The 24,907-nt window shown below is 71.8% G+C and carries 23 protein-coding genes; 13 read left to right on the forward strand and 10 right to left on the reverse strand.

Annotated elements, in window-relative coordinates; all coding sequences use genetic code 11:
* Positions 1-162: 162 nt before the first annotated feature.
* Positions 163-1,221 carry a hypothetical protein gene (locus ABZ193_RS30905; RefSeq protein WP_235716078.1) on the reverse strand — a complete coding sequence of 353 codons (1,059 nt, stop codon included), beginning with the start codon at positions 1,219-1,221 and terminating at the stop codon, positions 163-165.
* Between the two features lie 135 nt (positions 1,222-1,356).
* Here ABZ193_RS30905 and ABZ193_RS30910 point away from each other — a divergent pair, with 135 nt between their 5' ends.
* The 3 genes from ABZ193_RS30910 to ABZ193_RS30920 are packed head-to-tail and all read left to right on the forward strand — an operon-like array spanning position 1,357 to position 5,178.
* Entirely contained in the window at positions 1,357-2,589 is a 1,233-nt protein-coding gene (locus ABZ193_RS30910; protein WP_020417059.1) for a DUF445 family protein, read from the forward strand.
* Positions 2,590-2,622: 33 nt separating this feature from the next.
* On the forward strand, positions 2,623-3,846 hold the full coding sequence (locus ABZ193_RS30915; RefSeq protein WP_020417060.1) for a DUF445 family protein: 1,224 nt from the start codon (positions 2,623-2,625) through the stop codon (positions 3,844-3,846).
* Between the two features lie 15 nt (positions 3,847-3,861).
* Entirely contained in the window at positions 3,862-5,178 is a 1,317-nt protein-coding gene (locus ABZ193_RS30920; RefSeq protein ID WP_354712447.1) for a hypothetical protein, read from the forward strand.
* Here the strand turns inward: ABZ193_RS30920 and ABZ193_RS30925 are convergent.
* From ABZ193_RS30925 to ABZ193_RS30935, 3 genes are read right to left on the reverse strand one after another with little or no spacing between them, the layout of a single operon-like run.
* Positions 5,138-6,016, reverse strand: a complete 879-nt coding sequence (locus ABZ193_RS30925; RefSeq protein ID WP_354712448.1) for a metal ABC transporter permease — start codon at positions 6,014-6,016, stop codon at positions 5,138-5,140. The genes ABZ193_RS30920 and ABZ193_RS30925 overlap by 41 nt on opposite strands.
* 22 nt (positions 6,017-6,038) lie before the next feature.
* On the reverse strand, positions 6,039-6,833 hold the full coding sequence (locus ABZ193_RS30930; RefSeq protein WP_020417063.1) for a metal ABC transporter ATP-binding protein: 795 nt from the start codon (positions 6,831-6,833) through the stop codon (positions 6,039-6,041).
* Positions 6,830-7,723: a zinc ABC transporter substrate-binding protein gene (locus tag ABZ193_RS30935; RefSeq protein ID WP_354712449.1), complete on the reverse strand. Its 894-nt coding sequence runs from the start codon at positions 7,721-7,723 to the stop codon at positions 6,830-6,832. The genes ABZ193_RS30930 and ABZ193_RS30935 overlap by 4 nt, the downstream gene beginning before the upstream one ends.
* 196 nt (positions 7,724-7,919) lie before the next feature.
* On the opposite strand from ABZ193_RS30935, the gene ABZ193_RS30940 reads away from it, so the two are divergent.
* From ABZ193_RS30940 to ABZ193_RS30950, 3 genes are all read left to right on the forward strand, one after another.
* Entirely contained in the window at positions 7,920-9,020 is a 1,101-nt protein-coding gene (locus ABZ193_RS30940; RefSeq protein ID WP_027935726.1) for a LacI family DNA-binding transcriptional regulator, read from the forward strand.
* 68 nt (positions 9,021-9,088) lie between these two features.
* Positions 9,089-9,586: a carbonic anhydrase gene (locus tag ABZ193_RS30945; RefSeq protein WP_020417066.1), complete on the forward strand. Its 498-nt coding sequence runs from the start codon at positions 9,089-9,091 to the stop codon at positions 9,584-9,586.
* 9 nt (positions 9,587-9,595) lie between these two features.
* Positions 9,596-10,474 carry an A/G-specific adenine glycosylase gene (locus ABZ193_RS30950; protein ID WP_354712450.1) on the forward strand — a complete coding sequence of 293 codons (879 nt, stop codon included), beginning with the start codon at positions 9,596-9,598 and terminating at the stop codon, positions 10,472-10,474.
* Between the two features lies 1 nt (position 10,475).
* Here ABZ193_RS30950 and ABZ193_RS30955 read toward each other — a convergent pair whose 3' ends face one another.
* Positions 10,476-11,522 (reverse strand): aldo/keto reductase, encoded by a 1,047-nt coding sequence (locus ABZ193_RS30955; RefSeq protein WP_354712451.1) that lies wholly within the window; start codon positions 11,520-11,522, stop codon positions 10,476-10,478.
* Between the two features lie 117 nt (positions 11,523-11,639).
* On the opposite strand from ABZ193_RS30955, the gene ABZ193_RS30960 reads away from it, so the two are divergent.
* Positions 11,640-12,473, forward strand: coding sequence for a helix-turn-helix transcriptional regulator (locus ABZ193_RS30960; RefSeq protein WP_020417069.1), 834 nt, complete (start codon positions 11,640-11,642; stop codon positions 12,471-12,473).
* 5 nt (positions 12,474-12,478) lie between these two features.
* On the opposite strand, the gene ABZ193_RS30965 is transcribed toward ABZ193_RS30960, so the two are convergent.
* Complete coding sequence (locus tag ABZ193_RS30965) at positions 12,479-13,237, reverse strand: alpha/beta hydrolase (protein ID WP_020417070.1); 759 nt, start codon at positions 13,235-13,237, stop codon at positions 12,479-12,481.
* 4 nt (positions 13,238-13,241) lie between these two features.
* On the reverse strand, positions 13,242-14,645 hold the full coding sequence (locus ABZ193_RS30970; RefSeq protein WP_020417071.1) for an ATP-binding protein: 1,404 nt from the start codon (positions 14,643-14,645) through the stop codon (positions 13,242-13,244).
* 32 nt (positions 14,646-14,677) lie between these two features.
* Here ABZ193_RS30970 and ABZ193_RS30975 point away from each other — a divergent pair, with 32 nt between their 5' ends.
* The 3 genes from ABZ193_RS30975 to ABZ193_RS30985 are packed head-to-tail and all read left to right on the forward strand — an operon-like array spanning position 14,678 to position 17,015.
* The gene (locus ABZ193_RS30975) at positions 14,678-14,974 is read left to right on the forward strand and encodes an antibiotic biosynthesis monooxygenase (RefSeq protein ID WP_020417072.1); all 297 of its coding nucleotides are present in this window, start codon (positions 14,678-14,680) and stop codon (positions 14,972-14,974) included.
* Positions 14,974-15,783, forward strand: a complete 810-nt coding sequence (locus tag ABZ193_RS30980) for a Sir2 family NAD-dependent protein deacetylase (RefSeq protein ID WP_020417073.1) — start codon at positions 14,974-14,976, stop codon at positions 15,781-15,783. The genes ABZ193_RS30975 and ABZ193_RS30980 overlap by 1 nt, the downstream gene beginning before the upstream one ends.
* A gap of 47 nt (positions 15,784-15,830) precedes the next feature.
* Complete coding sequence (locus ABZ193_RS30985) at positions 15,831-17,015, forward strand: FAD-dependent monooxygenase (protein WP_020417074.1); 1,185 nt, start codon at positions 15,831-15,833, stop codon at positions 17,013-17,015.
* A gap of 170 nt (positions 17,016-17,185) precedes the next feature.
* On the opposite strand, the gene ABZ193_RS30990 is transcribed toward ABZ193_RS30985, so the two are convergent.
* Positions 17,186-18,019, reverse strand: a complete 834-nt coding sequence (locus ABZ193_RS30990) for an SDR family NAD(P)-dependent oxidoreductase (protein WP_020417075.1) — start codon at positions 18,017-18,019, stop codon at positions 17,186-17,188.
* Positions 18,020-18,105: 86 nt separating this feature from the next.
* Here ABZ193_RS30990 and ABZ193_RS30995 point away from each other — a divergent pair, with 86 nt between their 5' ends.
* Positions 18,106-18,972 carry a LysR family transcriptional regulator gene (locus tag ABZ193_RS30995; RefSeq protein ID WP_020417076.1) on the forward strand — a complete coding sequence of 289 codons (867 nt, stop codon included), beginning with the start codon at positions 18,106-18,108 and terminating at the stop codon, positions 18,970-18,972.
* On the opposite strand, the gene ABZ193_RS31000 is transcribed toward ABZ193_RS30995, so the two are convergent.
* Positions 18,959-19,876, reverse strand: a complete 918-nt coding sequence (locus tag ABZ193_RS31000; protein ID WP_020417077.1) for an endonuclease/exonuclease/phosphatase family protein — start codon at positions 19,874-19,876, stop codon at positions 18,959-18,961. The two genes, ABZ193_RS30995 and ABZ193_RS31000, sit on opposite strands and share 14 nt — an antisense overlap.
* Before the next feature lie 104 nt (positions 19,877-19,980).
* On the opposite strand from ABZ193_RS31000, the gene ABZ193_RS31005 reads away from it, so the two are divergent.
* Entirely contained in the window at positions 19,981-20,946 is a 966-nt protein-coding gene (locus tag ABZ193_RS31005; protein ID WP_020417078.1) for a daunorubicin resistance protein DrrA family ABC transporter ATP-binding protein, read from the forward strand.
* Positions 20,943-21,737, forward strand: coding sequence for an ABC transporter permease (locus ABZ193_RS31010; protein ID WP_020417079.1), 795 nt, complete (start codon positions 20,943-20,945; stop codon positions 21,735-21,737). The genes ABZ193_RS31005 and ABZ193_RS31010 overlap by 4 nt, the downstream gene beginning before the upstream one ends.
* Positions 21,738-21,782: 45 nt before the next feature.
* Here ABZ193_RS31010 and ABZ193_RS31015 read toward each other — a convergent pair whose 3' ends face one another.
* The gene (locus ABZ193_RS31015) at positions 21,783-24,890 is read right to left on the reverse strand and encodes a BTAD domain-containing putative transcriptional regulator (RefSeq protein WP_354712452.1); all 3,108 of its coding nucleotides are present in this window, start codon (positions 24,888-24,890) and stop codon (positions 21,783-21,785) included.
* Positions 24,891-24,907 lie beyond the last annotated feature (17 nt).

The raw sequence follows: 24,907 nt of genomic DNA on the forward strand, positions 1-24,907 counted from the left end.
CGCAAGGTTGACATGTCCGGCTGCCGGTTGGCGGCCTGGGTTGCGGCCCTGGCTCAAGGTGATCGTTGCGTGTCAGGCGACGGGATGACCACCCAGCCGGGTTTGGTGCAAAAAAGGAAGCGCCGGCGCGCAAAGCGCACCGACGCCCCTTCAAAAACCCCGTCAGGCGACCGGCGTCCGGTCGTCGGCGGGAACGAGCGTCTCCAGCGCTTCCTGCAGGGCCGAGTGGGTGGCCGTGAGGCGCTCGGTGACCTCGCGGCGGAACTCGAACGCCTCGGTGCGGGCGTGCTGCGCCTCGGACAGCTGGCGCTCCGCGTCGGCGACCAGGGTGCTTGCCCGGGTCTCCGCCTCGGAGGTCTGCTTCGCCAGGCGCGACTCCGTCTCGGCGGTGATCTTCGCCAGCCGGGTCTCGGTCTCCTCCGTGTCCTTGGCGATCTTCGCCTCGGTCTCGGCGACCAGCTTGGCCAGGCGCTCCTCGGTCTCCCGGGTGTCCTTCGCCAGGCGCTCCTCGACCTCCTGGGTCTTCCGGGCCAGCGCCGTCTCGACCTCTTCGGTCTTGCGGGCCAGCGCGGTCTCGACCTCTTCGGTCTTGCGAGCAAGCGCCTCGCCGGTCTCCTGCTCGGCCTTGGCACGCGCTTCGGCGGCTTCGGCGTCCAGGCGGGCGCGCTCCTCGGCGGCCTCCTCGTTCAGGCGCGCGATCTCGGCGCGGGCCTGCTCCATGAGGTTCTCGTGCTCGGTGGTGAGCGCGGTGTGCCGCTCCTGGAACTCCAGCTCGAGGTCGTCACGCCGCTTGGCGAGCTCGGCCTCGCGCTCGGCGACCATCTTGTCGGCGGCCTTGCGGGTGTCCAGGTCGTACTTGTCGGCCGCGGCGCGGATGTCGTCGGCCTGCGCTTCGGCGCGGTTCTTGAGCTCGGCGATCTCCTCTTCGGCGAGCGTCATCATCGTGCGGACGCGCTCGGTCATCGTCGCGGCGCTCGACGGGTCGCTCGCCATCCGCGACAGCGCCTGCTTGGCCTCGCTCAGCTCCTGCTGGGCGTAGGACAGGGCGCGGGTCAGCTCGGCGACCGACGAGAGGGCCTCGTCACGGGAGACGGCCGTCTCCTTGAGCTCGGCGTTCAGCTGGGCGAACTTCTCGTCCACCGGCGGCCGGTCGTAGCCGCGGAACACGAGCGGGAACAGGGGATTACCGGCGATGGGATCTTGGGACTCGGCAGGAGGCATGCGGGCACCTTAGTGCTATTGGACCTGGGTTTCCATACTTTCGGGTGACACATTATCGAAGATCAACTGAATCCGGTCCGCGCCTCCCTCCAAACGGCTGGGATACGGTTCGGCGGAACTCGCGAGGAGGGGCCGGTGCAACTGCAGGAGATCGTGGCCGACCTGGCCGAACACTGGCCGCTCTACGTCTCGATGCCGTTCATCGCCGCGCTCATCGGCTACGTGACCAAGCGCGTGGCGATCGAGATGATGTTCCGGCCGATCGAGTTCGTCGGGATCCGGCCGTTCCTCGGCTGGCAGGGCGTGCTGCCAGCCAACGCCGAGCGCATGGCGGCCACCGCCACCGACATGCTCACGAACAACCTGGTCGACCCGAAGGAGATCTTCGCCAGGCTCGACCCGGACCAGCTCGCCAAGGAGATCGAACAACCGCTCCTGCAGGTGGTCGAGGAGATCACCGAAGAGGTCATGGAGCAGTACCAGCCACGCCTGTGGGAGGCACTGCCCAGCGGCGCGAAGGAACTGCTGTTGCGCCGCATCCAGGCCGAAGCGCCCAAGGTGATCGCGAAGATCATGCGGGAGCTGTCGGACAACATCGAGGACGTCCTCGACCTCAAGAACATGGTCATCACCAACCTGGTCCGCGACAAGAGCCTGCTCAACCGGCTCATCCGGGACATCTCACGACCTGAGATGCGGTTCATCGCGAATTCCGGGCTGGTGTTCGGCTTCGCCCTCGGGTGCGTCCAGCTGCTCGTGTGGGCGCTGACCAAGTCGCCGATCGTGATGCCGCTGTTCGGCCTCGGCATCGGCTGGTTCACCGACTGGCTCGCCCTGAAGATGATCTTCCTGCCGCGGGAGCCGCGCGAGTTCTTCGGCCTCTACACCTGGCAGGGCGTGTTCCAGAAGCGCCGCGACCAGGTGGCCGCCGATTACGGCGACATGATCGCCCGCGAGATCATCACCATCCCGAACCTGCTGGAAGCCATCCTCAAGGGCCCGAAGGCCGACCGGCTGTTCCACCTGATCGGCCGCGAGGTGCAACGGACCATCGACGCGCAGGCCGGCGTCGTGAAACCGCTCGTCGCGGCCGCGGTGGGCACGCGCAAGTGGCAGGAGATGAAGCAGGCGGCGGCGCTCAAGGCGGCGGAGCGGGTGCCGGACACCATCCGGTACGCCGAGGAGTACGCGGTCAACGCCCTGGACGTGCGGAACACGATCGTCGACCGGATGCGGCAGCTGTCCCCGATGGAGTTCGAGGAGCTGCTGCGGCCCGCGTTCCGGCAGGACGAGTGGAAGTTGATCGCCGTCGGTGCGATCATCGGCGGGCTCGTGGGTGAGCTCCAGGCGATCCTGCTCCTCCACTAATCTCGCGGCCAGGATCGACGAGGGGGTGGCCGGATGGACGGGGTGCTGGCCGACTTCGCGCAGCACTGGCCGCTCTACACCGCGATCCCGTTCATCGCCGCCCTCATCGGTTACGTCACCAAGCGCGTCGCCATCGAAATGATGTTCCGCCCGCTGGAGTTCGTCGGCATCCGCCCGATCTTCGGCTGGCAGGGCGTGGTGCCCAAGCACGGCGGCCGGATGGCGGCCATCGCCACCGACCTGCTCACCGCTAACCTGATCGACCTCGGCGAGGTGATCGGCCGCATCCAGCCGGACCGGCTGGTGCGGGAGATCGAGCAGCCGCTGCTGCGGGCGATCGACGACCTGGCCCGCGACGTGATGGCCAAGCACCACCCGCGGCTGTGGGAGTCGCTGCCGCCGATGGCGCAGGACCTGATCGTCAAGCAGCTGCAGGCCGGCTCGCCGAAGCTGGTTCGCGAGCTGCTGGACGAGGTCCGCGCCAACCTCGACGGAGTGCTCGACGTCAAGCACATGACCGTCGAGCGGCTCACCCGCGACCGCGCCCTGCTGGTGCGCCTGATCCGCGAGACGTCCCGGCCGGAGATGGCGTTCATCGCCCGCTGCGGGATCTACTTCGGATTCGTCCTCGGCATCGTGCAGGCGGTGGTGTGGGCGCTGACGAAGAACCCGTGGGTGCTGCCGGTGTTCGGCGGCGCCATCGGCCTGTTCACCGACTGGCTCGCGATCAAGATGATCTTCCTGCCGCGCCGCCCGGTGAAGATCGGGCCGATCACGCTGCAGGGCAAGTTCCAGCGCCGCAAGGCCGAGGTCGCGCGCCAGTACGGTGAGATCATCGCCCGCGAGGTGCTGACCGTCCCCAACCTCCTCGACGAGCTGCTGACCGGCCCGCGTGCCGACCGGCTCGCCGCGCTCGTGCGGCGCGTGGTGGCCAGGGCCGTCGACGAGCAGGTCGGCCTGATCCGTCCGCTGGTGTCCGCGACCGTCGGCGGCGAGCGGCTGCGTGAGATGACCGCGACCGCGGCAGCCGGGTCGCTCGCGCAGATGCCGTACCTGCTCCGGCACGCCGAGCCGTACCTGGTCGAGGCGATGGACCTGGCGAACATGGTGGAGCGGCGGATGCTCGCGCTGACGCCCGAGGAGTACGAGAACCTGCTGCGCCCGGCGTTCCGCCAGGAGGAGTGGAAGCTGATCGCGGTCGGCGGTGTGATCGGGTTCGTCGTCGGTGAGTTGCAGGTTTTGCTGATGCTTCACTAGGTGAACGGTTAACGTGTGCGCGTGGCGCACGAACCGCAGCAGCTCCCCGCGGTGCACGAGGCGTGGCTTCCCCGCGAGCACTCCCTGCACCGGCCCCGGCACGGCGGCCGTCAGCTCACCGCGTTGATCAGCGCGATCGTGTTCTTCACGACCCCGGCGCTGCTGTGGGTGTTCGGCGCGCGCCCCGCCGAGATCGAGAACCGGCACCTGGCGAGCTTCCCCAGCATCGGCGACGGCTGGGCGTTCTTCACCAGCCTGCCCGGCTGGGCCACCGACCAGCTCACCTTCCGCAGCGCCGCGATCGACGCCGCGGACTGGATCAGCCGCACGTTCTTCGGCGAGACGCCGCCGCGGGACCAGGCAGGCACCACCGAGACCGGTCCCCTGCCCGGCAGCCCGCCGCCGACCCAGACGCAGGGCACGGACGACCAGCCCACCACCTCCGGCCCGCTCGACCAGGCCGGCTACCGGCAGGTCATCGAGGGCCGCGACGGCTGGCTGTACTTCGGCTACGACGCCGAGGCCAAGTGCTCACCGGTCCGGATGCTGTCCGACACGCTGGAGTGGATGAACCGGCTGCGCACGATCATCGAGGCGTCCGGGCGCAAGTTCGTCTGGGTGGTGGCGCCGGACAAGTCCACGATGGTCCCGGAGAACCTGCCGTCCAGCTACCCCGGCCGGGAGTGCCACCGGGCCGCGGAGGCGCCGACCTGGCAGCAGATCGACGCGGCCGGCGCGGTGGACCTGCGGCCCGCCCTGACCCAGGAGGCGCGGCGCGTCAACCGTCCCGTCTACCCGTCCAACGACACGCACTGGACCGACGAGGGCTCACTGGTGATGACCCGCGCGGTCGCCGAGGCCGTGCAGCCCGGGATCACCGCGACCTGGCAGAGCAAGCAGATCGGCACCTACACCGTCGCCGCGGACCTGCCGCCGCTGCTGGGCAAGAAGGCCGACAAGACGAACGTGCTCTACGACCTGCGCCCGGACGGCATCGTCGACCGGGCAGGCCAGACCATCGCCGACATCGAAACCCCGTCCTACCGGTTCGCCTCGCCGATGTCCTCCACCGTGAACGAGAAGACCCTGTTCTACGGCGACTCGTTCACCAAGGCGTCGTCGCGCTACCTGGCGGCCGGGTTCGCGAACCTGACGATGCTCGCCTACTTCACCCCGAAGACGAGCCGGGACCAGGCGATCGGGATGTTCGCGAACTCGGACGTGATCGTGCTGGAGACCGTGGAGCGCAGTGTCTCCAGCGGTCAGCTGCCGTTCCTGACCGACGAGTTCCTCACGGCGCTGCAGGCGCAACTGCAGGCGAGTCCTCGGTGACGCGGGCCGCCCGGTCACGCAGGTAGGCGACCAGCCGGCACACCAGGTAGATCGTGAACGCGATGGCGGTGACGAACGCGCTCACCGGTGCGCCCGGCGCGAGTGACAGGACGATCCCGCCCAGCGCGGCCGTCTCGGCGAACAGGACGGCCAGCACGGTGGCCTTCCACGGGCTCGCGGTCAGCCGCGCGGCCGCCGCGGCCGGGGTCACCATCATCGCCACGACCAGCAGCGCCCCGACGATCTGCACGCCGAGCGCGGTCGCGACGCCGACCAGCACCGCGAACACGACGGACAGCGTGCGCGCCGGGACCCCGCGCGCGGCCGCGACGTGCGGGTCGACGCTGGCGAACAGCAGCGGCCGGTAGATGAGGGCCAGCACCGCCAGCACCACCAGCGCGGCGATGACCAGCACGATGAGGTTGGTCGTCTCGATCGACACGATCTGGCCGACCAGGATGCCGAACTTGTTGGCCGCCCGGCCCGGGTAGAACCACAGGAACAGCACGCCGAGGCCGAGCCCGAAGGACAGGATCGCGCCGATCACCGAGTCGCGATCGGACTCCCGGCCGCCGAGCAGGCCGAGCAGCAGCGCGGCGATCACCGCGCCGGCCAGCGCCCCGAACTCGACGCCGACGCCGAGCAGCAGCGCGCCGGCCGCGCCGGTGAAGGCCAGCTCGGCGGTGCCGTGCACGGCGAACGACATCCGGCGGGTCACGATCAGCGGTCCGAGCACACCGGCGACCAGCCCGAGCACGGCCGCGGCGAGCAGGGCGGTCTGCACGAACGGCAGCCCGAGCAGCTGCGCCGTCAGACCGAAGTCGAAGAACTTGTCCATGTTCAGCGGGAACCTTCGGTGCTCACGAAACGCGCTCGTCCAGGTGGTGGGGTTCGTCCTCGCAGACCGCGCTGCGCGCGCCGGCCACGTGGATCTGGCCGCCGACGCGGACCACCTCCACCCGGGCGCGGTACAGCTCGGACAGCGTCTCCGAGGTCATCACGACCTCCGGCGGGCCGATCCGGAACCGGCCGTCGACCAGGTACAGCACCCGGTCCACATAGGGCAGGATCGGGTTGATCTCGTGGGTCACGAACAGCACCGCGGTGCCGGCTTCGCGGCGGCGGGCGTCGATCAGCTCGCTCACCGCGCGCTGGTGCGCGAGGTCCAGCGACAGCAACGGCTCGTCGCACAGCAGCACGTCCGGCTCGCCGACCAGCGCCTGCGCGACCCGCAGCCGCTGCTGCTCACCGCCGGAGAGCTTGCCGACCGGCTGCTTCGCGTAGGACTGGGCGCCGACCGCGGCGACGGCGGTGGACACCCGCCGCCGCCGCTCGGCGAGTCCACGCAGCCCGGTGCCCCACCGGTGGCCGTCGAGCCCCAGCCCGACCAGGTCGACCCCGCGCAGCGTGAGCGCTTCGGACATCGCCCGCTGCTGCGGGACGTACCCGACCGGGTGATCGCTGTTGATGCGCACGCTGCCGCGCGACAGGTGCTGCAGACCGAGCAGCACCTTCAGCAGGCTGGTCTTGCCCGACCCGTTCGGGCCGAGCACGGCGACGAACTCGCCGGGCTCGACCGAGAGGTCCAGACCGGACCAGAGCGTGCGCGCACCGAACGCGAGGGTCGCGCCGGAGATCTCCACAGCAGGGCTCAAGAGTTCAAGGCCTTCGCCAGATCGTCGACTTCGCTGGTCATCCAGGCAATGTAGTCCGTCGTCCCGGCGGGCAGCGTCTCGGTCACGCCCACCACGGGGATGCCGGCGCGGTTCGCCTCGCCGACGACCTGCTCGGTGACCGGGGTGGTGGTCTGCTCGTTGTTGATCAGGGCCTTGACCTGCTTGCCGGTGATCAGCGAGTTGAACTCGGCCAGCGCCGCGGGCGGGACGTCGGTCTCCTCCTCGACGGCCTCGGAGAACTCCTCCGGGGTGGCGTCGGTGACCCCGGCGGCCTGGATCAGGTAGTGCGCGACGGGCTCGGTGACCAGGACCTTGGTGTCCGGATGGCCGGCGCCGATCTGCCCTGCCTTGCTGGTGAGCTGGTCCAGCTGGGCCTTGAAGTTGGTGGCGTTGGTGGTGAAGGTCTGCGCGGCGTCCGGCTTGATCTGGCCGAGCTGCGCGGCGACCTGGTCGGCCACCTTGGCGACGGTGGTGAAGCTGTACCAGACGTGCTCGTTCTCGTCGCCGGTCGCGCCGATGTCGTACGCGTTGAGCTTGCGGGCGTTCCCGGCCTGGTCGGCGAGCTTGCCGAAGAAGTCGTCGTAGCCGCCGCCGTTGGCGAGGGTCAGCTGCGCGTTCTGCGCGGCGATGGCGTCCTCGGGCGTGGTCTCGTAGGAGTGCGGGTCGGCGCTCGGGTCGTCGATGATCGAGGTGACCGCCACCTGGTCGCCGCCGACCGCGGACAGCACGCTGCCCCACACGTTCGTGGAGGCGACGACGTTGATCTTGCCCCCGGTGTCGCTCGCGGTGTTAGTCCCACCACAGGCGGTGAGGCCGAGTACGAGGGCCGTCGCGGCGGACGCGAGACCGATCAGGCGGGGGAAACTCATCGCGAGCACTCCTGAAGTACGAGGTGGGACGCATGGTCAGAACTATTGGAAACGGTTTTCGAGTTCACCTTACCTGAACGGGTGACAATCTCACCGCCTCGGTTACCCCCGCCTGAACGTCACGTTGCGCAGTGGCGCACGCCGCACGGACGGCGTTCGACTTCACGACTCCGTTCTGAACCGTTACGGTTCCCCCATGGGGCGTCCTATGCGCATGAGGCGACAGGCGACGTTGGCGTCGCTCGCCGCGGAGCTCGGCGTGTCTCGGACCACCGTGTCCAACGCCTACAACCGCCCGGACCAGCTGTCGCCGGAACTGCGCAAGCGGGTGCTGGAGACCGCCCGCCGCCTCGGCTACCCCGGCCCCGACCCGGTGGCGCGGTCGCTGCGCACCCGCAAGGCGGGCGCCGTCGGCCTGCTGCTCACCGAGAACCTGTCCTACGCCTTCCGCGACCCGGCGGCGATCGGCGTGCTCGAAGGCCTCGCGCTGGCCTGCGAGGACGCCGGCGTCGGGCTGCACCTGGTGCCGGCCAGCCCCGGCCGGGACGACGTGGCCGCGGTGCACCGCGCCGGTGTCGACGGTTTCGTCGTCTACTCGGTGCCGGACGACGACCCGCACCTGGGCGCCGTGCTGGCCCGCCCGGTGCCGACGGTGATCATCGACCAGCCGCGCATCGAGGGCGTCGACCGGGTCGGCCCCGACGACACGACGGCGGTCACCGCGCTCGCCGAGCACATCATCCAGCTCGGCCACCGGCAGGTCGGCGTGCTGTGCATGCGGCTCGCGCGCGACCGCAACGACGGGTTCGCCTACCTGGACCGGCAGCAGAGCGCGCACTTCCACGTGCAGCGCGCCCGGCTGGAGGCGCTGGCGAAGGCGTTCGCGAAGGTCGGGGTCGACTGGTCGACGGTGCCGGTCGTGGAGCGCTTCGAGCACACCGTGGACGACGGCGCCGCCGCGGCCCGCCACCTGCTCGACGCCCACCCGCAGGTGACCGCCCTGATCTGCACTTCGGACATCCTCGCGCTCGGCGCGCTGGCGGAGGCGAACCGGCGCGGCCTGCGGGTGCCCGCGGACCTCACGGTGACCGGGTTCGACGGCATCGCCGAGGCGGAGCGCGCCGGCCTGACCACGGTGCACCAGCCGGTGCTGGAGAAGGGCCGCGCGGCGGGCAAGCTGCTGCTGTCCTCCGGCGACCACGTCAAGCCGCGGATCATCACGCTCAACACGCAGCTGCGGATCGGCACGACGTCCGCGCCGCCGCGCACGATGGAGCAGCACTGGTTCGGGCCGTGATCTCTCTCATTGCGGGGTGCTGATGGGTCCGGTGGAATGAAATCCGGACAATCTCCCGGGAGGCATTCTTGACCGCGATCGACACCCTGCTGCAGCGCAACAGCGAACTCACCGACCCCGTGCTCGGCGACCGTTCCACGGCCAGCCCGTCGATGAAGATCGCGATTCTGACCTGCATGGACGCCCGGATCAGGGTGTTCGAGATCTTCGGCCTGATCCAGGGTGAGGCGCACATCCTGCGCAACGCCGGCGGTGTGGTGACCGACGACGTGATCCGCTCGCTCGCGCTGTCGCAGCGCAAGCTGGGCACCGAAGAGGTGCTGATCATGCAGCACACCACCTGCGGTGTCTCGACCGTCACCGAAGACGGGTTCAAGGACGAGCTGGAGGAAGCCGGCGGTGTCCGTCCGACGTGGGCGGTCGAGGCGTTCCGCGACGTGGAGGACAGCGTGCGCCGGTCGATGCGGAGGGTGCGGACCAGCCGCTACCTGCCGCACACGGACAAGGTGCGCGGGTTCGTCTACGACGTGCACACCGGCAAGGTCACCGAGGTCCTGGACAACTAACCTGGGCCGGTGCCCATCGACTCCGAACTGCTGATCGACTGGTTCGACTCGTGCGCCCGGGACCTGCCGTGGCGGCGGCCGGAGTGCACGGCGTGGGGTGTGCTGGTCAGCGAGATCATGCTGCAGCAGACGCCGGTCGCACGGGTCGAACCGATCTGGCACGAGTGGCTCGCGCGGTGGCCGGTGCCGTCGGCGCTGGCCGCGGCGAGCCAGGGCGAGGTGCTGCGGGCGTGGGGGAAGCTCGGCTACCCGCGCCGGGCGCTGCGGCTGCACGCGGCGGCCACGGCGATCGCCACCGAGCACGGTGACGTGGTGCCGTCCGATGTGGACACCCTGTTGTCGTTGCCCGGTATCGGCGCTTACACGGCACGGGCGGTGGCGGCGTTCGCGTACGGCAAGCGGGCGCCGGTGGTGGACACGAACGTGCGGCGCGTGGTGGCCAGGGCAATCCACGGCGCGGGCGACGCGGGGCCGCCGTCGAACACCCGCGACATGGCCGACGTGTCGGCGATCCTGCCGCTGGACGAGGCGCGGGCCGCGCGGTTCTCGGCTGCGTTGATGGAACTGGGCGCGGTGGTGTGCACGGCGCGTTCGCCACGCTGCGCGGACTGCCCGGTGTACGCGGACTGCGCCTGGCAGAAGGCCGGCCGCCCGGCGTACAACGGCCCCGCGAAGGCGACGCAGAAGTACGCCGGCACCGACCGGCACGTGCGCGGCCTGCTGCTGGACGTCCTGCGGGGCACCCCCGAACCCGTGTGGAAGGCGAGCCTGGACGTGGTCTGGCCGGACACCGGTCAGCGGGACCGCTGCCTGGACTCGCTGCTGGTGGACGGTCTGGTGGAGCAGACCGCGGACGGCCGGTTCACGCTGCCGGGCGAACACAAGTAGGTCAGCGGCGGCTGTCGATCTTCAGATCCCCCGCGGTGACCTTCCGGATGTGGTCACTGGCGAGCAGGGCGTGCGGGTAGCCGGGATCGATCGCGCTGACCTCGTCGAGCCGGGCCAGCTGGGCGGGGCTGAAGGCGACCGCCAGTGCGCCGAGGTTGTCCTCCAGCTGGGCGGTGGTGCGAGCGCCGATGATCGGTGCCGTGACACCCGGGTTCCGCAGGGTCCAGGCGAGCGCGACCTGCGCGGGGGTGCACTCCAGCTCCGCGGCGACCTCCTGCACGACGTCGGCGATGGCGAGGTTGCGCTCGGTGACCAGGCCCAGACCGGCGTTGAAGCTCCTGCGGGTGCTTCCCCCGGCACCGTCGTCGCGGCGGTACTTGCCGGTCAGCACCCCGCCCGCCAGCGGCGAGTACGGGACCACGCCCAGGCCCAGCTCGCGTGCCATCGGGATCAGGTCGCGTTCCCCGGTGCGCTCCACCAGGCTGTACTCGATCTGCAGCGCGACGAGCGGCGACCAGCCACGCAGGTCGGCGATCGCCTGCATGCGCGACACCTGCCACGCCGGGACGTTGGACATCGCCACATGCAGGACCTTGCCCTGCCGGACGAGATCGTCCATGCCGCGCAGGACCTCCTCCACCGGCGTTGTGTCGTCCCACACGTGCAGGTAGAGCAGGTCGAGGTAGTCCGTGTTCAGCCGTCGCAGACTGGTCTCCACCGACGTGAACATGCTCTTCCGGTGCGGGCCGCCGGAGTTCGGGTCGCCGGGCCGGCTCAGCGTCGTGTACTTCGTCGCCAGCACGAGGCTTTCCCGGTTGCCCCGGGTGAATTCCCCCAGCAGGCGTTCGGAGCTGCCGTCGGTGTAGGTGTTGGCGGTGTCGATGAAGTTGCCACCGCGCTCGACGTAGGTGTCGAACAACTTGCGCGCGTCGTCCGGCTCGGTGCCCCAGCCCCACTCCGTGCCGAAGGTCGCCGTGCCCAGCGCCAGCGGCGAGACCCGCAGGCCGGAGCGGCCCAGCAGGCGGTAGGTGTCGAGGGTGAGCGGCATCGTGTCCTCCAGTGCTCGTGATCCGTTGCCGAGGACGAGTCTGTGGGCACGGCGAGCCGGGGGTAAGGGAACCGGTTTCCTGGGAACACCGGTCCTACCCCGGCTGTTGGACCGTCCGTGATCACTCGCACCGTGGACCCCGCGCAGGAGCTGGCCACGTTCCTGCGCAGCTGCCGCGAACGGCTGGAGCCAGGTGATGTCGGCCTGCCGTCGGGGCGGCGGGCCCGGCGGACCCCGGGCTTGCGCCGGGAAGAGGTCGCCGAGCTGGCGGGGATCAGCGTCGACTACATCGTGCGGCTGGAGCAGGCCCGTGGGCTGCGGCCATCGGCGGACGTCGTGGACGCGCTGGCCCAGGCTCTGCGCCTGACCCCGGAAGAGCGCGCCTACCTGTTCGACCTGACCCGGCAGCGCCCCCGCGACACCGGCGAACCCGCCACCGCCGCCGCGCCGCAGCTGGCCCGGCTGGTCGAGGACCTCGCCCCGCTGCCCGCGATGCTGATGAACCACCGCTTCGACATCCTGGCCTGGAACGGCGGAATGGCGAAGCTCCTCCTCGATTTCGACACCCTCCCGCCGTCGCAGCGCAACGCGATGTGGTTGTGCCTGCTGCACCCGAAGACGCGTGAGCTCTACGTCGACCGCGAACGCGTTGTGCGGGAAGGGATCGCCCACCTGCGCGCGGCCTGGGCGGCGCATCCGGACGACCAGGCGTTGACGGACCTCATCGCCGAATGCGCCAGGCGGGACGCGGACTTCGCGCGATGGTGGGCGGAACGGGACGTCAAGGTCGACGGCCGCGGCCACAAGGTGGTGCGGCACCCCGAAGCCGGCGAAATCGCCCTGCAGTTCGAAACGCTCACGCCACTTCGCGACGCGGCGCAGCTGCTGGTGATCTTCCGTCCCGCGGACGACGAGAGCCGGTCGGCGCTGGAGCGCTTGTCCGCGCGGTGACGCGCCTACCGCCCCAGCACCGCCGAGAGGAACGCCTCCACCGCGCCGCGGTAGATGTCCGGCTGCGAGTCGTGCACGACGTGGTTCGCGCCGGGGACCACCAGGTGCCGCCCCGATTGCGCGCGGCGCGCCATTTCCGCCTGCTGGCCGGGCGGCATGAGGGTGTGCTCGGCCTCCACGACGAGCATCGGGCACTTCACGGCCTCCACCGAGGACCAGTACTCGCGCCTGCCCCACTCGGCGGCGATCTCGTACAGGTCGTCGAGCGCGGCGATCAGGTGGTAGCCGTCCGGGCGCTCCTCCACGCACTCGGTGAAGTACTCGCCCGTGTCACCGAAGAACTCCCGCACGTGTGCGAGCGACTGGAACGGCACCGGCCACGACTCGAAGTACCCGCGCCACGTCTCGACCGTCTTGCCGCGCTGGTCCGGCGCCATGTCCTCGACCACGACGGCGTGCACGAGGTCCGGCTCGGCGGCGGCGAGTGACCACGCGTGCAGGCCGCCCATCGAATGCCCGATCACCACGGCCGGTTCGCCCAGCGACCGCACCACTTCGGCGGCGTCGGCGACGAACTGTTCCGTCGTCCACGGCCCGCCCCGCGGCCCGCGCCCGTGCCCGCGGGCGTCGAGGCCGACGACGTGCCCGTACCGGCGCAGCCACTGCGCGACCCGCCACCACGTGCGCGCCCGGCCCATCAGACCGTGCAGCAACACGATCGGACGGCCGTCGCCGCCGAAGTCCACGACGCTCACGGCGCCCATTGAATCAGCTACCGAGCAGCGACCGGGTGAGCGAGTTCCGCGATTCCTGCATGTCCCGCAGCGCGGTGGTGAGCGCCTTGTCGCCGACCCGGATCCGTTCGCCGTCCGCGCCGTCGCGCATCTCGTGCAGCACCGCGCGGCGCAGCAGCTCCTTGACGTAGGACGCGGTGACGCCATCGGTCTCGGCGATCACCGGTTCGAGGTCCGCCGCCAGCTCCACCTCGCGCGCGTACAGCTCGAACAGCTTGCGCCGCCCCTCGGCGTCCGGGCGCGGGATCTCCACGGCCAGGTCGACCCGGCCCGGCCGGTCGCGCAGCGCGGACTCCAGCGCCTCCGGCCGGTTGGTGGTCAGCACGAAGGTGACGTCCGCGTCCGCGCCGATCCCGTCCATCGCGTCGAGCAGGGTGAACAGCAGCGAGCCGCCCGCGCCCGGCATGGTGCGGTCCTCGGCGACCAGGTCGACGTCCTCGACCACCAGGATCGACGGCTGCAGCCGCCGGGCCAGCTCGGCGGCCTTGCCGATGAACCGCATCGCGGCGCCGGTCAGGATGATCACCGTGCTGCCGGACAGGCGGCTCAGCAGGTACCGCACGGTGTGGGTCTTGCCGGTGCCGGGCGGACCGTGCAGCAGCAGGCCCCGTTTGAGGTGCTGCCCCGCGGCGCGCAGCCGGTCGGCGTGCTCGGCGATGCCGACGATGTGGTCCTCGATCGCGGGCAGCACCCCCTCGGGCAGCACCACCTGCTCGGCGGTCAGGGCCGGGCGCGGCAGGAACGTCAGCAGCTCGTTGCCCCGGTACTCGCTGCTGCCGAAAGCGAGCACCTGGCCGCGCAGCACGTCGTGCTCACGGGCGAGCTGCTCGATGCGGTCGCGGGCCGCGCCCGCCGCCGCGCGGTCACCGGCCAGCACCTCGACCTTGGACAACGCGGACGGCCCGTGCTGCGGGTTCGGCCCGCGCAGCGCGACGACCACCGGCCCGCCGTCCGGCGCCGTCGTCAGCACCAGCCCGAACTGCACGACCTCCTCGGTCGCCTCCGGTCCGATCGCGACGGTCGCCATGTCGACCGCGCCCAGTTCGAAGGCGCCGTGCCGCCGCGCGGACGACAGCATCCCGGTCAGTTCCTCGTGCACCCGGTTCGCGCCGGTGACGCCGAACCACTCCGGCTCGCCGCCGCGTTCGGCGAGGTAGGCCTCGACGCCGCGGTGCACGTTGACGTGCTCCCACGGCGGGAAGTCCTGGCCGACCAGCACGATCTGCCGGAACCCGACGCCGAGGTGCCCGGTGATCCGGCTGATGAGCTCCTCGGCCGGGTTGTCCTCGTCGACCACGAGCGCGGCCGTCTGGACGAGTTTCCGCAGGTCCCCGGCGAGCCCCCGGGCCAGCTTGCGATCTTCCCCTGTGATCCCCATTACGTCCCAGCATAGCTGGGTAGGCTGAGGTCATGGCAGTCGTGAAGATCAATGCGATCGAGGTTCCCGAGGGCGCGGGCCCCGAGCTGGAGAAGCGGTTCGCGAACCGGGCCCACTCGGTGGACGGGCAGCCCGGCTTCCTCGGCTTCGAGCTGCTGCGCCCGGTCGCAGGCGAGAACCGCTACTTCGTCTACACGAAGTGGGAGTCCGAGGAGGCGTACCAGGCGTGGGCGAGCGGCCCGGCCAAGGAGGCGCACGCGGGCCAGAGCTCGCGGCCGGTGGCCAGCGGGGCGAACCTGCTGGAGTTCGAGGTCGTTCCGCTCGACTGATGACCGGCGACGGCCTGGCCGAGGCCGCCGAGATGCTCGCCGGCGCCTCCGCGCTCCTCGTGTGCGCGGGCGCCGGCATGGGCGTCGACTCCGGGCTGCCGGACTTCCGCGGGAACGAGGGGTTCTGGCGGGCCTATCCGCCGTACGCGCGGCTCGGGCTGAGCTTCGCCGAACTCGCCGACCCCCGCCACTTCGCCGAGGATCCCGAGCTGGCGTGGGGTTTCTACGGCCACCGGCTGGCGATGTACCAGCGCACCGAACCGCACGCGGGGTTCGGCCTGCTGCTGCGGCACGGTCGCAGCCTGCCCGGCGGCGTCGCGGTGTTCACGTCCAATGTGGACGGCCAGTTCCAGCGCGCCGGGTTCGAGCTGGTCGCCGAGGCGCACGGGTCGATCCACCACCTGCAGTGTGCCCTGCCGTGCGGCCCGGACATCTGGCCCGCGGACTTCTCCCTCGACGTCGACGAGTCGACGATGCGCGCCCGCCCGCCGCTGCCGTCCTGCCCGAACTGCGGCGGCCTGGCCCGGCCGAACATCATGATGTTCGGCGACTTCGACTGGCTGCCGTCCCGCACGGACGGCCAGATGCGCGCGCTGGCCGAGTGGCGGCGGGCGAACCGGAACGCCGTCGTGGTCGAGATCGGCGCCGGACGCGCGGTGCCGACCGTCCGCCGGTACGCCGAGCTCGCTTCCGCCGCGACCGGCGCGCTGATCCGCATCAACCCGCGGGAACCGGAGGTCCGGCACGGCCGCGGCGTCTCCGTCCCCCGTGCCGCGCTGCCCGCGCTGACCGCGTTGCTCGACGGCTGACAGTTTCCGGTCAGCGACCGGTAAGCGGCGCCCGGCAGCGTGGCGGCATGAACGACACCAAGGTCCTCGTTTCCGGCGCCAGCATCGCCGGACCCGCCCTCGCCCACTGGCTCACCCGCTACGGCTTCAGCGTCACCGTGGTCGAGCGCGCGCCCGGCCCGCGGCCCGGTGGGCAGGCGGTCGACGTGCGCGGCCCGGCGCTGGACGTCGCCGACCGCATGGGCATCCTCGACCAGCTGCGCGCGCACAGCACCGGCATGCGCGGGATGTCGGTCGTGGACTCCACCGGCGCCGAGGTCTACCGCACCACCGAGCGCACGGTCAGCGGCGGCGAGCTGGACAACCCGGACGTCGAGATCCTGCGGGACGACCTCGCGCGGATCATCACCGAATCCGCCGGCGATGTCGAGTACCTCTTCGGCGACTCGATCGCCGGGCTGGACCAGGACGACGACGAGGTCCGCGTGGTGTTCGAGTCCGGCCGGGCACGCACCTTCGACCTGGTGGTCGGCGCGGACGGGCTGCACTCGAACACCCGCCGCCTGGTCTTCGGCCCCACCGAGCGGTTCATCCGGCACCTCGGCGTGAACATGGCCGTGTGCACGGTCCCGAACTTCCTGGGGCTGGAGAACTGGCAGGTCATGCACCAGATGCCGGACGGGGACATGCGGGGCGCGATGGTGATGAGCGCACGGGACAACACCGAAGCCCGCGCCTACCTGATGTTCGGCTCGGCGGAGCCGGTGGGCTACGACCACCGCGACGTCGAGGCCCAGAAGGAGATCGTGGCCCGCGCGCTGGCCGGGGACAGCTGGGAGATGCCGCGGCTGGTGGAACACGCCCGAGCCGCCGCGGACTTCCACTTCGACTCCGCGGCCCAGATCCTCCTGGACTCGTGGTCGCGTGGCCGGGTCGTGCTGCTCGGCGACGCCGGGTACTGCGGCTCGCCGATGTCCGGGCAGGGCACGAGCCTGGCGCTGATCGGGGCGTACGTGCTGGCCGGCGAGCTGGCCGCGGCCGGCGGCGACCACCGGGCCGCGTTCGCGGCGTACGAGGAGGAACTGCGGGACTACGCCCGCGCGAACCAGGAGATGGCGGTCGTGAACCTGCGGGAGCGCCGGGCCGAGGCCGGTCAGGCGGCGGACGCGAGCGCCGCGGCCGAGGTCCTGGTCGAAACGGGTGTGGCGGAGTTCGCGCAGGTGGTGGCGTCCTACGCGGTCAAGGACTACTGACCCGCGCCACTCGATCCGGTGAACGTGAGGGTTCCACGCGTCCCGTCGGGGCCGTCGTGCCCTCTAACCAGACGGCTGCGGCCGCACGGGCGCCACCGTGCTCCTCGCAGTCGTCCGGCATACCGGATCCGGCCGTCACGCCCCCCGAGCGGCCGGATCCGGTACGCGCACTACTGCTTCAGCACCCGCTCGGTCAGGTCACGGGCGGCCGCCACCAGCTCGTCGGTGAGCGCCCCGGTCAGGTCCTCGGACGGCGTGCAGTCCGGGCCGATCACCAGCCCCGTGTCCAGCGACGGATCGGTGGCCGCGAACACGATGGACCGCGCGGCCTCCGACGCCGGTCGCTGGACGCCCTCCAGGATCTGCTCCCACATCGGGCGCAGCGCCGGCGGCAGGATCTCGGGCGTCATCGCGGCCGCGTTGGGGGTCGCCGCCGCGCCCGGGTCCGCCGCGAACACCGCGATCCCGCTGCCCCGCAACCGCTCGGCCAGTTCCCGGTTGTACGCCAGGTGCGCGAGCTTCGCCCGTCCGGACACCGCCATGCCGTAGTACTCGCCGGGCTCGACCTCCGCGTATGACGGGGTGCCCAGCGTCAGAGCGGCCTGGATGGACGACGACGTGACGTCGACGATCCGGCTCGGGCGGCCGGCGCGCAGCGAGTCCAGCAGCGCTTCGGTCAGCACCAGTGGCGAGAGGTGGTTCACCGCGAAGCTCGCCTCGATGCCCTCGGCCGTCTCCCAGCGCTCCGACCACATGCCGCCCACGTTGTTCACCAGCAGCTGCCACGGTCCCTCCGCGGCGAGCCGTTCGCCGAGCGCACGCACCTCCGCCAGCACCGAGAGGTCGGCCTGGACGAACCGGCCGCCGATGGTCCGCGCCGCCGCCGCGCCGCGTTCCGGGTCGCGTCCGACGATCACCACGTCGTGGTCCAGCCGGGCCAGTTGCCGGGCCACCTCGAAGCCGAGTCCCCCGGTGGCCGCGGTCACGATTGCCTTCTGTGTCATGCCGTTCAGCTCAGCGCAGTGGCGGGAATCCGTCCAAAGCCGCGCGGACATGGGCTCATGCCGGGCCGGCATGGCAGCCTGTCGGAGTGGATCTGAAGCACCTGCGGTATTTCCTGGCGGTCGCCACGGAAGGCACGTTCACCGCCGCCGCGCAACGGCTCGGCATGACGCAGCCGGCGTTGTCCCGGGCGATCCGGGCGCTCGAAGACGAAGTCGGGACGGCGCTGTTCGCCCGTGGGCACCAGGGCGCGGAGCTCACCCCGGCCGGGCGGATGCTCGCCGAGGACGCCCGGGGCATCGACGAGCACGCGCGCGCGGCAATCGCCAGGGTGGCGCGGTTCGGGCAGGAGGGGCCGCAGCTGCGGGTGACCGCGCGCGCCTGCGACGTCGCCACGCTCCAGGGCCTGGTCGATTCCTACAACGAGCAGTACGAACCACGGGCCGTCGCGACCGTGGCGGACTGGCAGGTCCAGGCGGACGAACTGCGCACGGGCGCCGCCGACGTGGGTCTGCTGCGCGTCCCGTTCGAGAGCCGGGGCCTGGACAGCGATCCGGTGCGGATCGACGAACGGGTCGCCTTGCTGCCGCGGTCGCACCCGCTGGCCGGCCGGGAGTCGATCGAGCGGGCCGAGCTGGACGGCGAGACGTTCCCGCGCTGGGTCGACATGTCGGCCACCGAGACGGCGTACTGGACCGGCACCGACCGAATCCCCTACGACTGGCGACCGGGCCCGCTGGTGCGCAGCGGCGCCGAGTACGCGAGCGCGGTCCGGCTCGGTCAGGCGGTCGGTTTCGTGCCCAGGACGCTGCTGCCGGAACTGCCGCTCAACGGGATCGCCGTGGTGCCGGTGCACGGCCTGTCACCCAGCGAGCTGCACGTCGTGTGGGCCGCGACCGCCACGTCCCCGGACATCGCGCGGTTCGTCCGGCACGCGCAGCTCACGGGAGCGTGATCGCGGCGAACACGGCCTTGTGGTCGGAGTTCGGCATCGGGAACACGCGGTAGGCGGTGACCGCGGCGCGCTGGTCGACCAGGACGTGGTCGATCGTGACCGGGGGCGGCAGCAGTTTCGACGGCCAGGTCGACGTGAAGCCCTCGCCCGTGGCGTCGCCGGCGTCGGTGTAGCCGGTCGCGATCAGGTCCCGCAGCGTGCCGTGGTCGAGCGTGGCGTTGAAGTCGCCGGCCAGGATGCGCACCGGGCCGTCCGGATCGGGGTGCGGCAGTCCGGCGATCTCCGACTTCCACGCCCCCGCGTCGGCGACCGGCGCCGTCGGGTGCACCGCCACGACCTCGACCGACACCCCGCCCCCGAGGTCCAGGCGCGCGCTCGGCTGGGCGAACTCGGACGGTCCCGCCAGTGACAGCTGCGTGACCGGGTAGCGCGACGCCAGCCCCGACCCGGCGCCCCGCCGCGCCGGCTCCAGCACCCGGTGCGGCAGCAGCTCGAACAACCCGGCCGCCTCCAGCGCGGACACCCCCTGCGGCGTCAGCTCCAGCAGGTTCAGCACGTCCACCTGGTTCTCCCGCACCAGCCGCACGATGGTCTGCGGATCTGCCTCGCCGTAGTACATGTTCGAGGACATCACGTGCAGCGTCCGCCCGTGCACCTGCGGCTGCGCCGAGGAGAAGGCACGCGGCACCACCACCCCGCCCAGCACGAGGGCCAGCACCAGCACGGTCCCGCCGATCCACCAGTGCCGGAGCGCGAGGGTGAGCGCCGCCAGCAGCAGGCCGCAGACGATCCAGTACGGCGTCAGCGCGATCAGCGACGCGGTGAGCCGCCCGCCGTCGACGCCGAACAGGCGCATCGCGGCGAACACCACGAAGACCGCGGCGAGGACGGCGAAGAAGACCACCCGCCCAGTCTTCCTGTCACGTCTGGGCGGCGGCTGACAGTCGCCTGTGCGCGCGCTGTCAGGTTCCCCCGGAAGAGTCGGTTCCGACACAGGAGGAGGATTTCATGACCTTGGCGATCCAGGCTGAGGGCCTGGTGAAACGGTTCGGGGGCACCACCGCGCTGAACGGGGTCGACCTGGAGGTGCCGACCGGCAAGGTGGTCGGCGTGCTCGGCCCGAACGGCGCCGGGAAGACCACCACCGTGCGGATACTGGCGACGCTGCTGCGTCCGGACGCCGGCCGCGCGACGGTCGGGGGCTACGACGTCGTGCGCGACGCGGTCCGGGTGCGCGGCCTGATCGGCCTGACCGGCCAGTACGCGTCGGTCGACGAGGACCTGTCCGGCACCGAGAACCTTGTGCTGCTGGGCCGTCTGCTCGGGCTGAGCCGGGCCGGCGCGCGGGCGCGCGCGGCCGAGTTGCTGGAGCAGTTCGAGCTGTCCGACGCCGCCGGGCGCGCCGCGAAGACGTACTCGGGCGGCATGCGGCGGCGGCTCGACCTCGCCGCGAGCCTGGTCGGCCGCCCCAAGCTGCTCTACCTCGACGAGCCGACCACGGGGCTGGACCCGCACGCGCGCAACGAGGTGTGGCAGGTGGTGCGGCGGCTCGTCGACGACGGCGCGACCGTGCTGCTGACCACGCAGTACCTCGACGAGGCCGACCAGCTCGCCGACACCATCACCGTGATCGACCACGGGCGGGTCGTCGCGGAGGGCCGCCCCGACGAGCTGAAGCGCCGGGTGGGCGGGCAGACCGTGCAGGTCCGGCCGACCTCGCGAGCCGATTTCGAAGCCGTGGCGCGGATCCTGACCGGCCTGACCGGCATCGAACCGGCCCGCGACACCGATGTCGGCTTGCTGACGGCGCCGGTCGGCGATCCGGTCCTGATGTCCACTTTGGTCCGGAAACTGGACGAAGCCGGCATCACCGCCGACGAGCTGGCGCTGCGCCTGCCCAGCCTCGACGAGGTCTTCCTGGCGCTGACCGGAAAGCCGGCCGAGGAAACCGCACCGGAAGGGAGCCTGGTGTGACCGTGCTCGAACTGCCCCGGCGCATCAGCCCGGGCAAGGCCCTGCAGGACGGGCTCACCCTGGCCTGGCGGGGTGTGCTGAAGATCCGCAAGAACCCGGAGCAGCTGGCCGACGTCACGCTGCAGCCGATCCTGTTCCTGCTCATGTTCGGGTACCTGTTCGGCGGCGCGATCGCCGGCAGCACGAGCGCCTACCTGCAGGTGCTGGTGCCCGGGCTGATGGTGCAGAACACGGTGTTCGCGAGCATGGCCACCGGCACCTCGCTCAACACCGACGTCACGAAGGGCGTCTTCGACCGGTTCCGCAGCATGCCGATCGCCCGGTCCGCGCCGCTGATCGGCGCGGTGGTGTCGGACGTCGTGCGGTACGCGGTGGCGCTCGCGGTGCTGCTGGTCGCGGGCACGGTCATGGGCTACCGGCTGCACACCGATCCGGGTTCGCTGGTGGTCGGCGTCGCGCTGATGCTGCTGGCCGGGCTGTGCTTCTGCTGGATCGCGGTGTTCGTCGGGATGCTCATGCGCAGCCCCGGCGCCGTGCAGGGCGTGATGGTGGCGGTCATGATGCCGATCACCTTCGGCAGCAACGTGTTCGTCCCGTCCGACACGATGCCCGGCTGGCTGCGCGCGTGGTCGGACGTCAGCCCGGTGAGCCTGCTGACCGAGGCCATGCGTGGCCTGCTGAACGGCGGCCCGGTCGCCGGGCCGCTGCTGGGCGCGCTCGCCTGGATGGCGGGGATCGTCGCGGTGTTCTTCCCGCTGGCGATGCGCGCCTACCGGCGCCGGGTGGCCTGACCCACCGGGTCTCCGCCGGCCGCTGGGGGTCCGGCGGAGACCCGGTCACCCGATCCGATCGGCGACCGCGGCCTTGACCGCGGCCATCGCCTGCGAGCTGCTGAGCCGTGCGCCCCGCTGGTAGGCCTCCTCGTAGGCGTCCGCCCCGAGGATCTCCCGGAGGACGGCGACCACCGCGCGCAGCTCCGGGTCGCCGGAGTCGAAGACGCCGCGGATGGCCGCGCTCAGCCCAAGCGCCCAAGCGGCCCGCTCGGGGTCGCCCTCCGCGTGGAACGCGAGCGCGACCACGGTGGTCGCCTTCGCCACGTCCGGCAGGTCCCGGCGCTCGCTGGACGAGCGCAGCGGCGCCGCCAGCAACGCACGGGCCTCCGCGGGCCACCCCTCGGTGACGAGCAGCGCCGCGCCGGCGACCGCGACCAGCTCCCCCGCCAGGTCGACCGGGAACGGGATCCGAGCCGAGTTCGCCGCCAGCCACGCGTGCTCGGCGCGCGCCAGCTCCAGCTCACCGGAGCGCCGGGCCACGTCGAACTTCCGCAGCGCCACCATCGCCCTGCGGTCGATCTTGTCCCCCACCAGCCGCTCGGCCTCGGCGATGTCCTGCCAGGCCGCCTCGGCGTCCCCGGCCCGGAACCGCTCCTCGGCCAGCCGGGACAGTTGCTGCACCAGGTCGTCCGCGGCGGACAGCTCGCGGGCGATCCGCACGCCCTCCTCGAACCCGGCGATCGCCGCAGCGTGCTCACCACGCAGGGAGTGCGCCTCCGCCTGCATCGCGACCGTCATCGCGGTGCCCCACCGGTCCCCGCACTCGCGGAAACCCGCCACCGCCCGGTCCCTGGCGCGACCGCCGCGGTCCAGGTCGCCGTCCTGGTCGGCCATGAACCCGTCGGCCCAGCTCGCGCACGAGATCGCCCAGCGGTCCGAGCCCCGCAGCACGCGGCGCACCTCCTGCTCGGCGAGATCCCGGCGGCCGCCGAGGAAACAGCTCATCGGCAGGGCCAGCGCCAGCATCGGGTACCGCTCGACCGCTCCGGTGCGCACGCACTCGGCGGTCAATTCCGGGAGGTCGTCCCGGTGCACCATCGGCAGGCTCGTCATGAGCGCGTGCATGACGTCGAGGCACGCGCGGGCGTGGTCCGGCAGGCCGTCGTGGCGCAGCACCTCGTCCAGCAGCGGCGCCGGTTCGGCGTTGAACCCGCGGATCACCCAGTACCAGAGCGTCGCGACGACGAGCCGCGCCGCCGTGCCCGCGTCCTGGCCGTCGAGGGCGCGCCGCACCGCCGCCATGATGTTGTCGTGCTCCGCGCCGAACACCTCGATCGCGCGGACCTGCTCGTGCCCGCGCAGTTTCGGCTCGTGCTCTTCGGCCAGCCCGGCGAAGAACCCGGTGAACCGCCGCACCACGTCGTCCCGCTCGCCGGACTCGTCCAGCCGTTCGGCGCCGTAGGCGCGGATGGTCTCCAGCATCCGGTACCGCGGCTCCCCTCCGGTCGACACCGCGTCCACAATGGACTTCTCGACGAGTGAGCCGAGCACGTAGAGCACGTCCTCGGCGGGCAGCAGCTCGTCGGCGCAGACGGCCTCCGCCGAGGTCACCGTGGCGCCCCCGGTGAACACCGAGAGCCTGCGGGCCAGGATCCGTTCCGGCTTCTCCAGCAGGTCCCAGCTCCACTCGACGACTGCCCGCAGTGTGCGCTGCCGCGGCACGGCGGTGCGGCTGCCGGAGTTCAGCAGCCGGAAGCGGTCGTCCAGCCGTCGCGCGATCTGGTCCGCCGTCATCGACCGCAGCCGCGCGGCGGCCAGCTCCAGCGCGAGCGGCATCCCGTCCAGGCTGCGGCAGATTTCCGTGACGGCGTCCGAAGTGGACTCGTCGAGGACGAATCCGGGGCGCACCGCGACCGCCCGTTCGGTGAACAACCGCACCGCCTCGGCGACCTCCAGCGGACCCACCTGGCACAGCGCCTCACCGGTGATCGCGAGCGGTTCCCGGCTGGTGGCCAGCACGCGCAACCCCGGCACCCGCGCGAGCAGCTGGAAAGCCACGTCGGCGGCGGTGTCCACGACGTGCTCGCAGTTGTCCAGCACCAGCAACGCGTCGCCGCCGTCGAGCAGCGCCACGATCTGCGCCGTCGCGTCCACCGGCGCCTTCGGCGCGCTGGTGACGCGGAAGTCCAGTGGCCCCAGCGCGCCGAGGACCGCACCGGTCACGTCGTCGGCGTCGCGCACACCCGCGAGCGGGACGAACCACGCGCGAGCCGCGTGGCGTTCCGCCACTTCGGTCGCCAGCCGGGTCTTGCCCGCCCCGCCCGGCCCGACGAGCGTGACCAGCCGGGACGCCGACAGCGCCCGCGCGACCTGGTCGAGTTCCCGCTCGCGGCCGACGAAACTGGTCAGCCGCACCGGGAGCGCGGGCTCGGCACGCGGCGGCGCCACCTCCCCGCGCAGGACCGCGAGGTGGGCCTCGCGGAGTTCGGCGGACGGGTCGACGCCCAGCTCCTCGGCAAGGGTCGACCGGATCCGCTCGAACACGGCCAGCGCGTCGGCCTGACGGCCGCTCGCGGCCAGCGCCCGCATCCGCAGGGACGCCAGGCGTTCCCGCAGCGGGTGCGCTTCCCCAGCGGCGTCCAGGTCCGCGAGCACCTCGGCGTGGCGGCCGAGCGCCAGCTCGGCCTCGAAGCGATCCTCCACCGCGGCGATCCGCAGCTCGTCCAGCCGCGCGACCGGGGCCTGCGCGAACGGCGCGTCGAGCACGTCGGCCAGCGCCTCGCCGCGCCACAACGCGAGCGCTTCGGCGAGGACCGCGGCGGCCTCCCTGTGCCGTCCGGCGGCGAGCTCGCGCCGCCCACGCGCGGCCAGCTCCTCGAGCCGGTGGGCGTCCACGTCGGCGTCGAGCGCGTAGCCGCCGGAGCCGGAGGTGATCGTGCCCGCGCCGCCCAGGACGCGCCGCAGCCGGGACACCAGCGACTGCAGGGCGTTCGCGCCGTCGGTGGGTGGTTCGGCGCCCCACAGGTCGTCGATCAGCGCATCGGCGCCCACCGCGCGCCCGGCGTCGAGCGCCAGGCGGGCCAGGAGCATGCGCAGGCGCGCGCCGCCGATGTCGATCGGCGTGCCGTCGTCCGCCTGGGCCCGGACCGGGCCGAGCAGTGCCACCCGCACGGGTACCACTGTTCCAG

Origin of the sequence: Amycolatopsis sp. NPDC006125, assembly GCF_040614195.1 — a bacterium.
Lineage (GTDB): Bacteria > Actinomycetota > Actinomycetes > Mycobacteriales > Pseudonocardiaceae > Amycolatopsis_E > Amycolatopsis_E tucumanensis.

What these genes read in the sequence shown, in the direction of transcription:
- ABZ193_RS30905 (WP_235716078.1), bottom strand. Translation starts at nt 1,221, where the DNA reads ATGCCTCCTGCCGAGTCCCAAGATCCCATCGCCGGTAATCCCCTGTTC.
- ABZ193_RS30915 (WP_020417060.1), top strand. Translation starts at nt 2,623, where the DNA reads ATGGACGGGGTGCTGGCCGACTTCGCGCAGCACTGGCCGCTCTACACC.
- ABZ193_RS30925 (WP_354712448.1), bottom strand. Translation starts at nt 6,016, where the DNA reads ATGGACAAGTTCTTCGACTTCGGTCTGACGGCGCAGCTGCTCGGGCTG.
- ABZ193_RS30935 (WP_354712449.1), bottom strand. Translation starts at nt 7,723, where the DNA reads ATGAGTTTCCCCCGCCTGATCGGTCTCGCGTCCGCCGCGACGGCCCTC.
- ABZ193_RS30940 (WP_027935726.1), top strand. Translation starts at nt 7,920, where the DNA reads ATGGGGCGTCCTATGCGCATGAGGCGACAGGCGACGTTGGCGTCGCTC.
- ABZ193_RS30955 (WP_354712451.1), bottom strand. Translation starts at nt 11,522, where the DNA reads ATGCCGCTCACCCTCGACACCTACCGCCTGCTGGGCCGCTCCGGCCTG.
- ABZ193_RS30965 (WP_020417070.1), bottom strand. Translation starts at nt 13,237, where the DNA reads ATGGGCGCCGTGAGCGTCGTGGACTTCGGCGGCGACGGCCGTCCGATC.
- ABZ193_RS30970 (WP_020417071.1), bottom strand. Translation starts at nt 14,645, where the DNA reads ATGGGGATCACAGGGGAAGATCGCAAGCTGGCCCGGGGGCTCGCCGGG.
- ABZ193_RS30975 (WP_020417072.1), top strand. Translation starts at nt 14,678, where the DNA reads ATGGCAGTCGTGAAGATCAATGCGATCGAGGTTCCCGAGGGCGCGGGC.
- ABZ193_RS30980 (WP_020417073.1), top strand. Translation starts at nt 14,974, where the DNA reads ATGACCGGCGACGGCCTGGCCGAGGCCGCCGAGATGCTCGCCGGCGCC.
- ABZ193_RS30985 (WP_020417074.1), top strand. Translation starts at nt 15,831, where the DNA reads ATGAACGACACCAAGGTCCTCGTTTCCGGCGCCAGCATCGCCGGACCC.
- ABZ193_RS30990 (WP_020417075.1), bottom strand. Translation starts at nt 18,019, where the DNA reads ATGACACAGAAGGCAATCGTGACCGCGGCCACCGGGGGACTCGGCTTC.
- ABZ193_RS31005 (WP_020417078.1), top strand. Translation starts at nt 19,981, where the DNA reads ATGACCTTGGCGATCCAGGCTGAGGGCCTGGTGAAACGGTTCGGGGGC.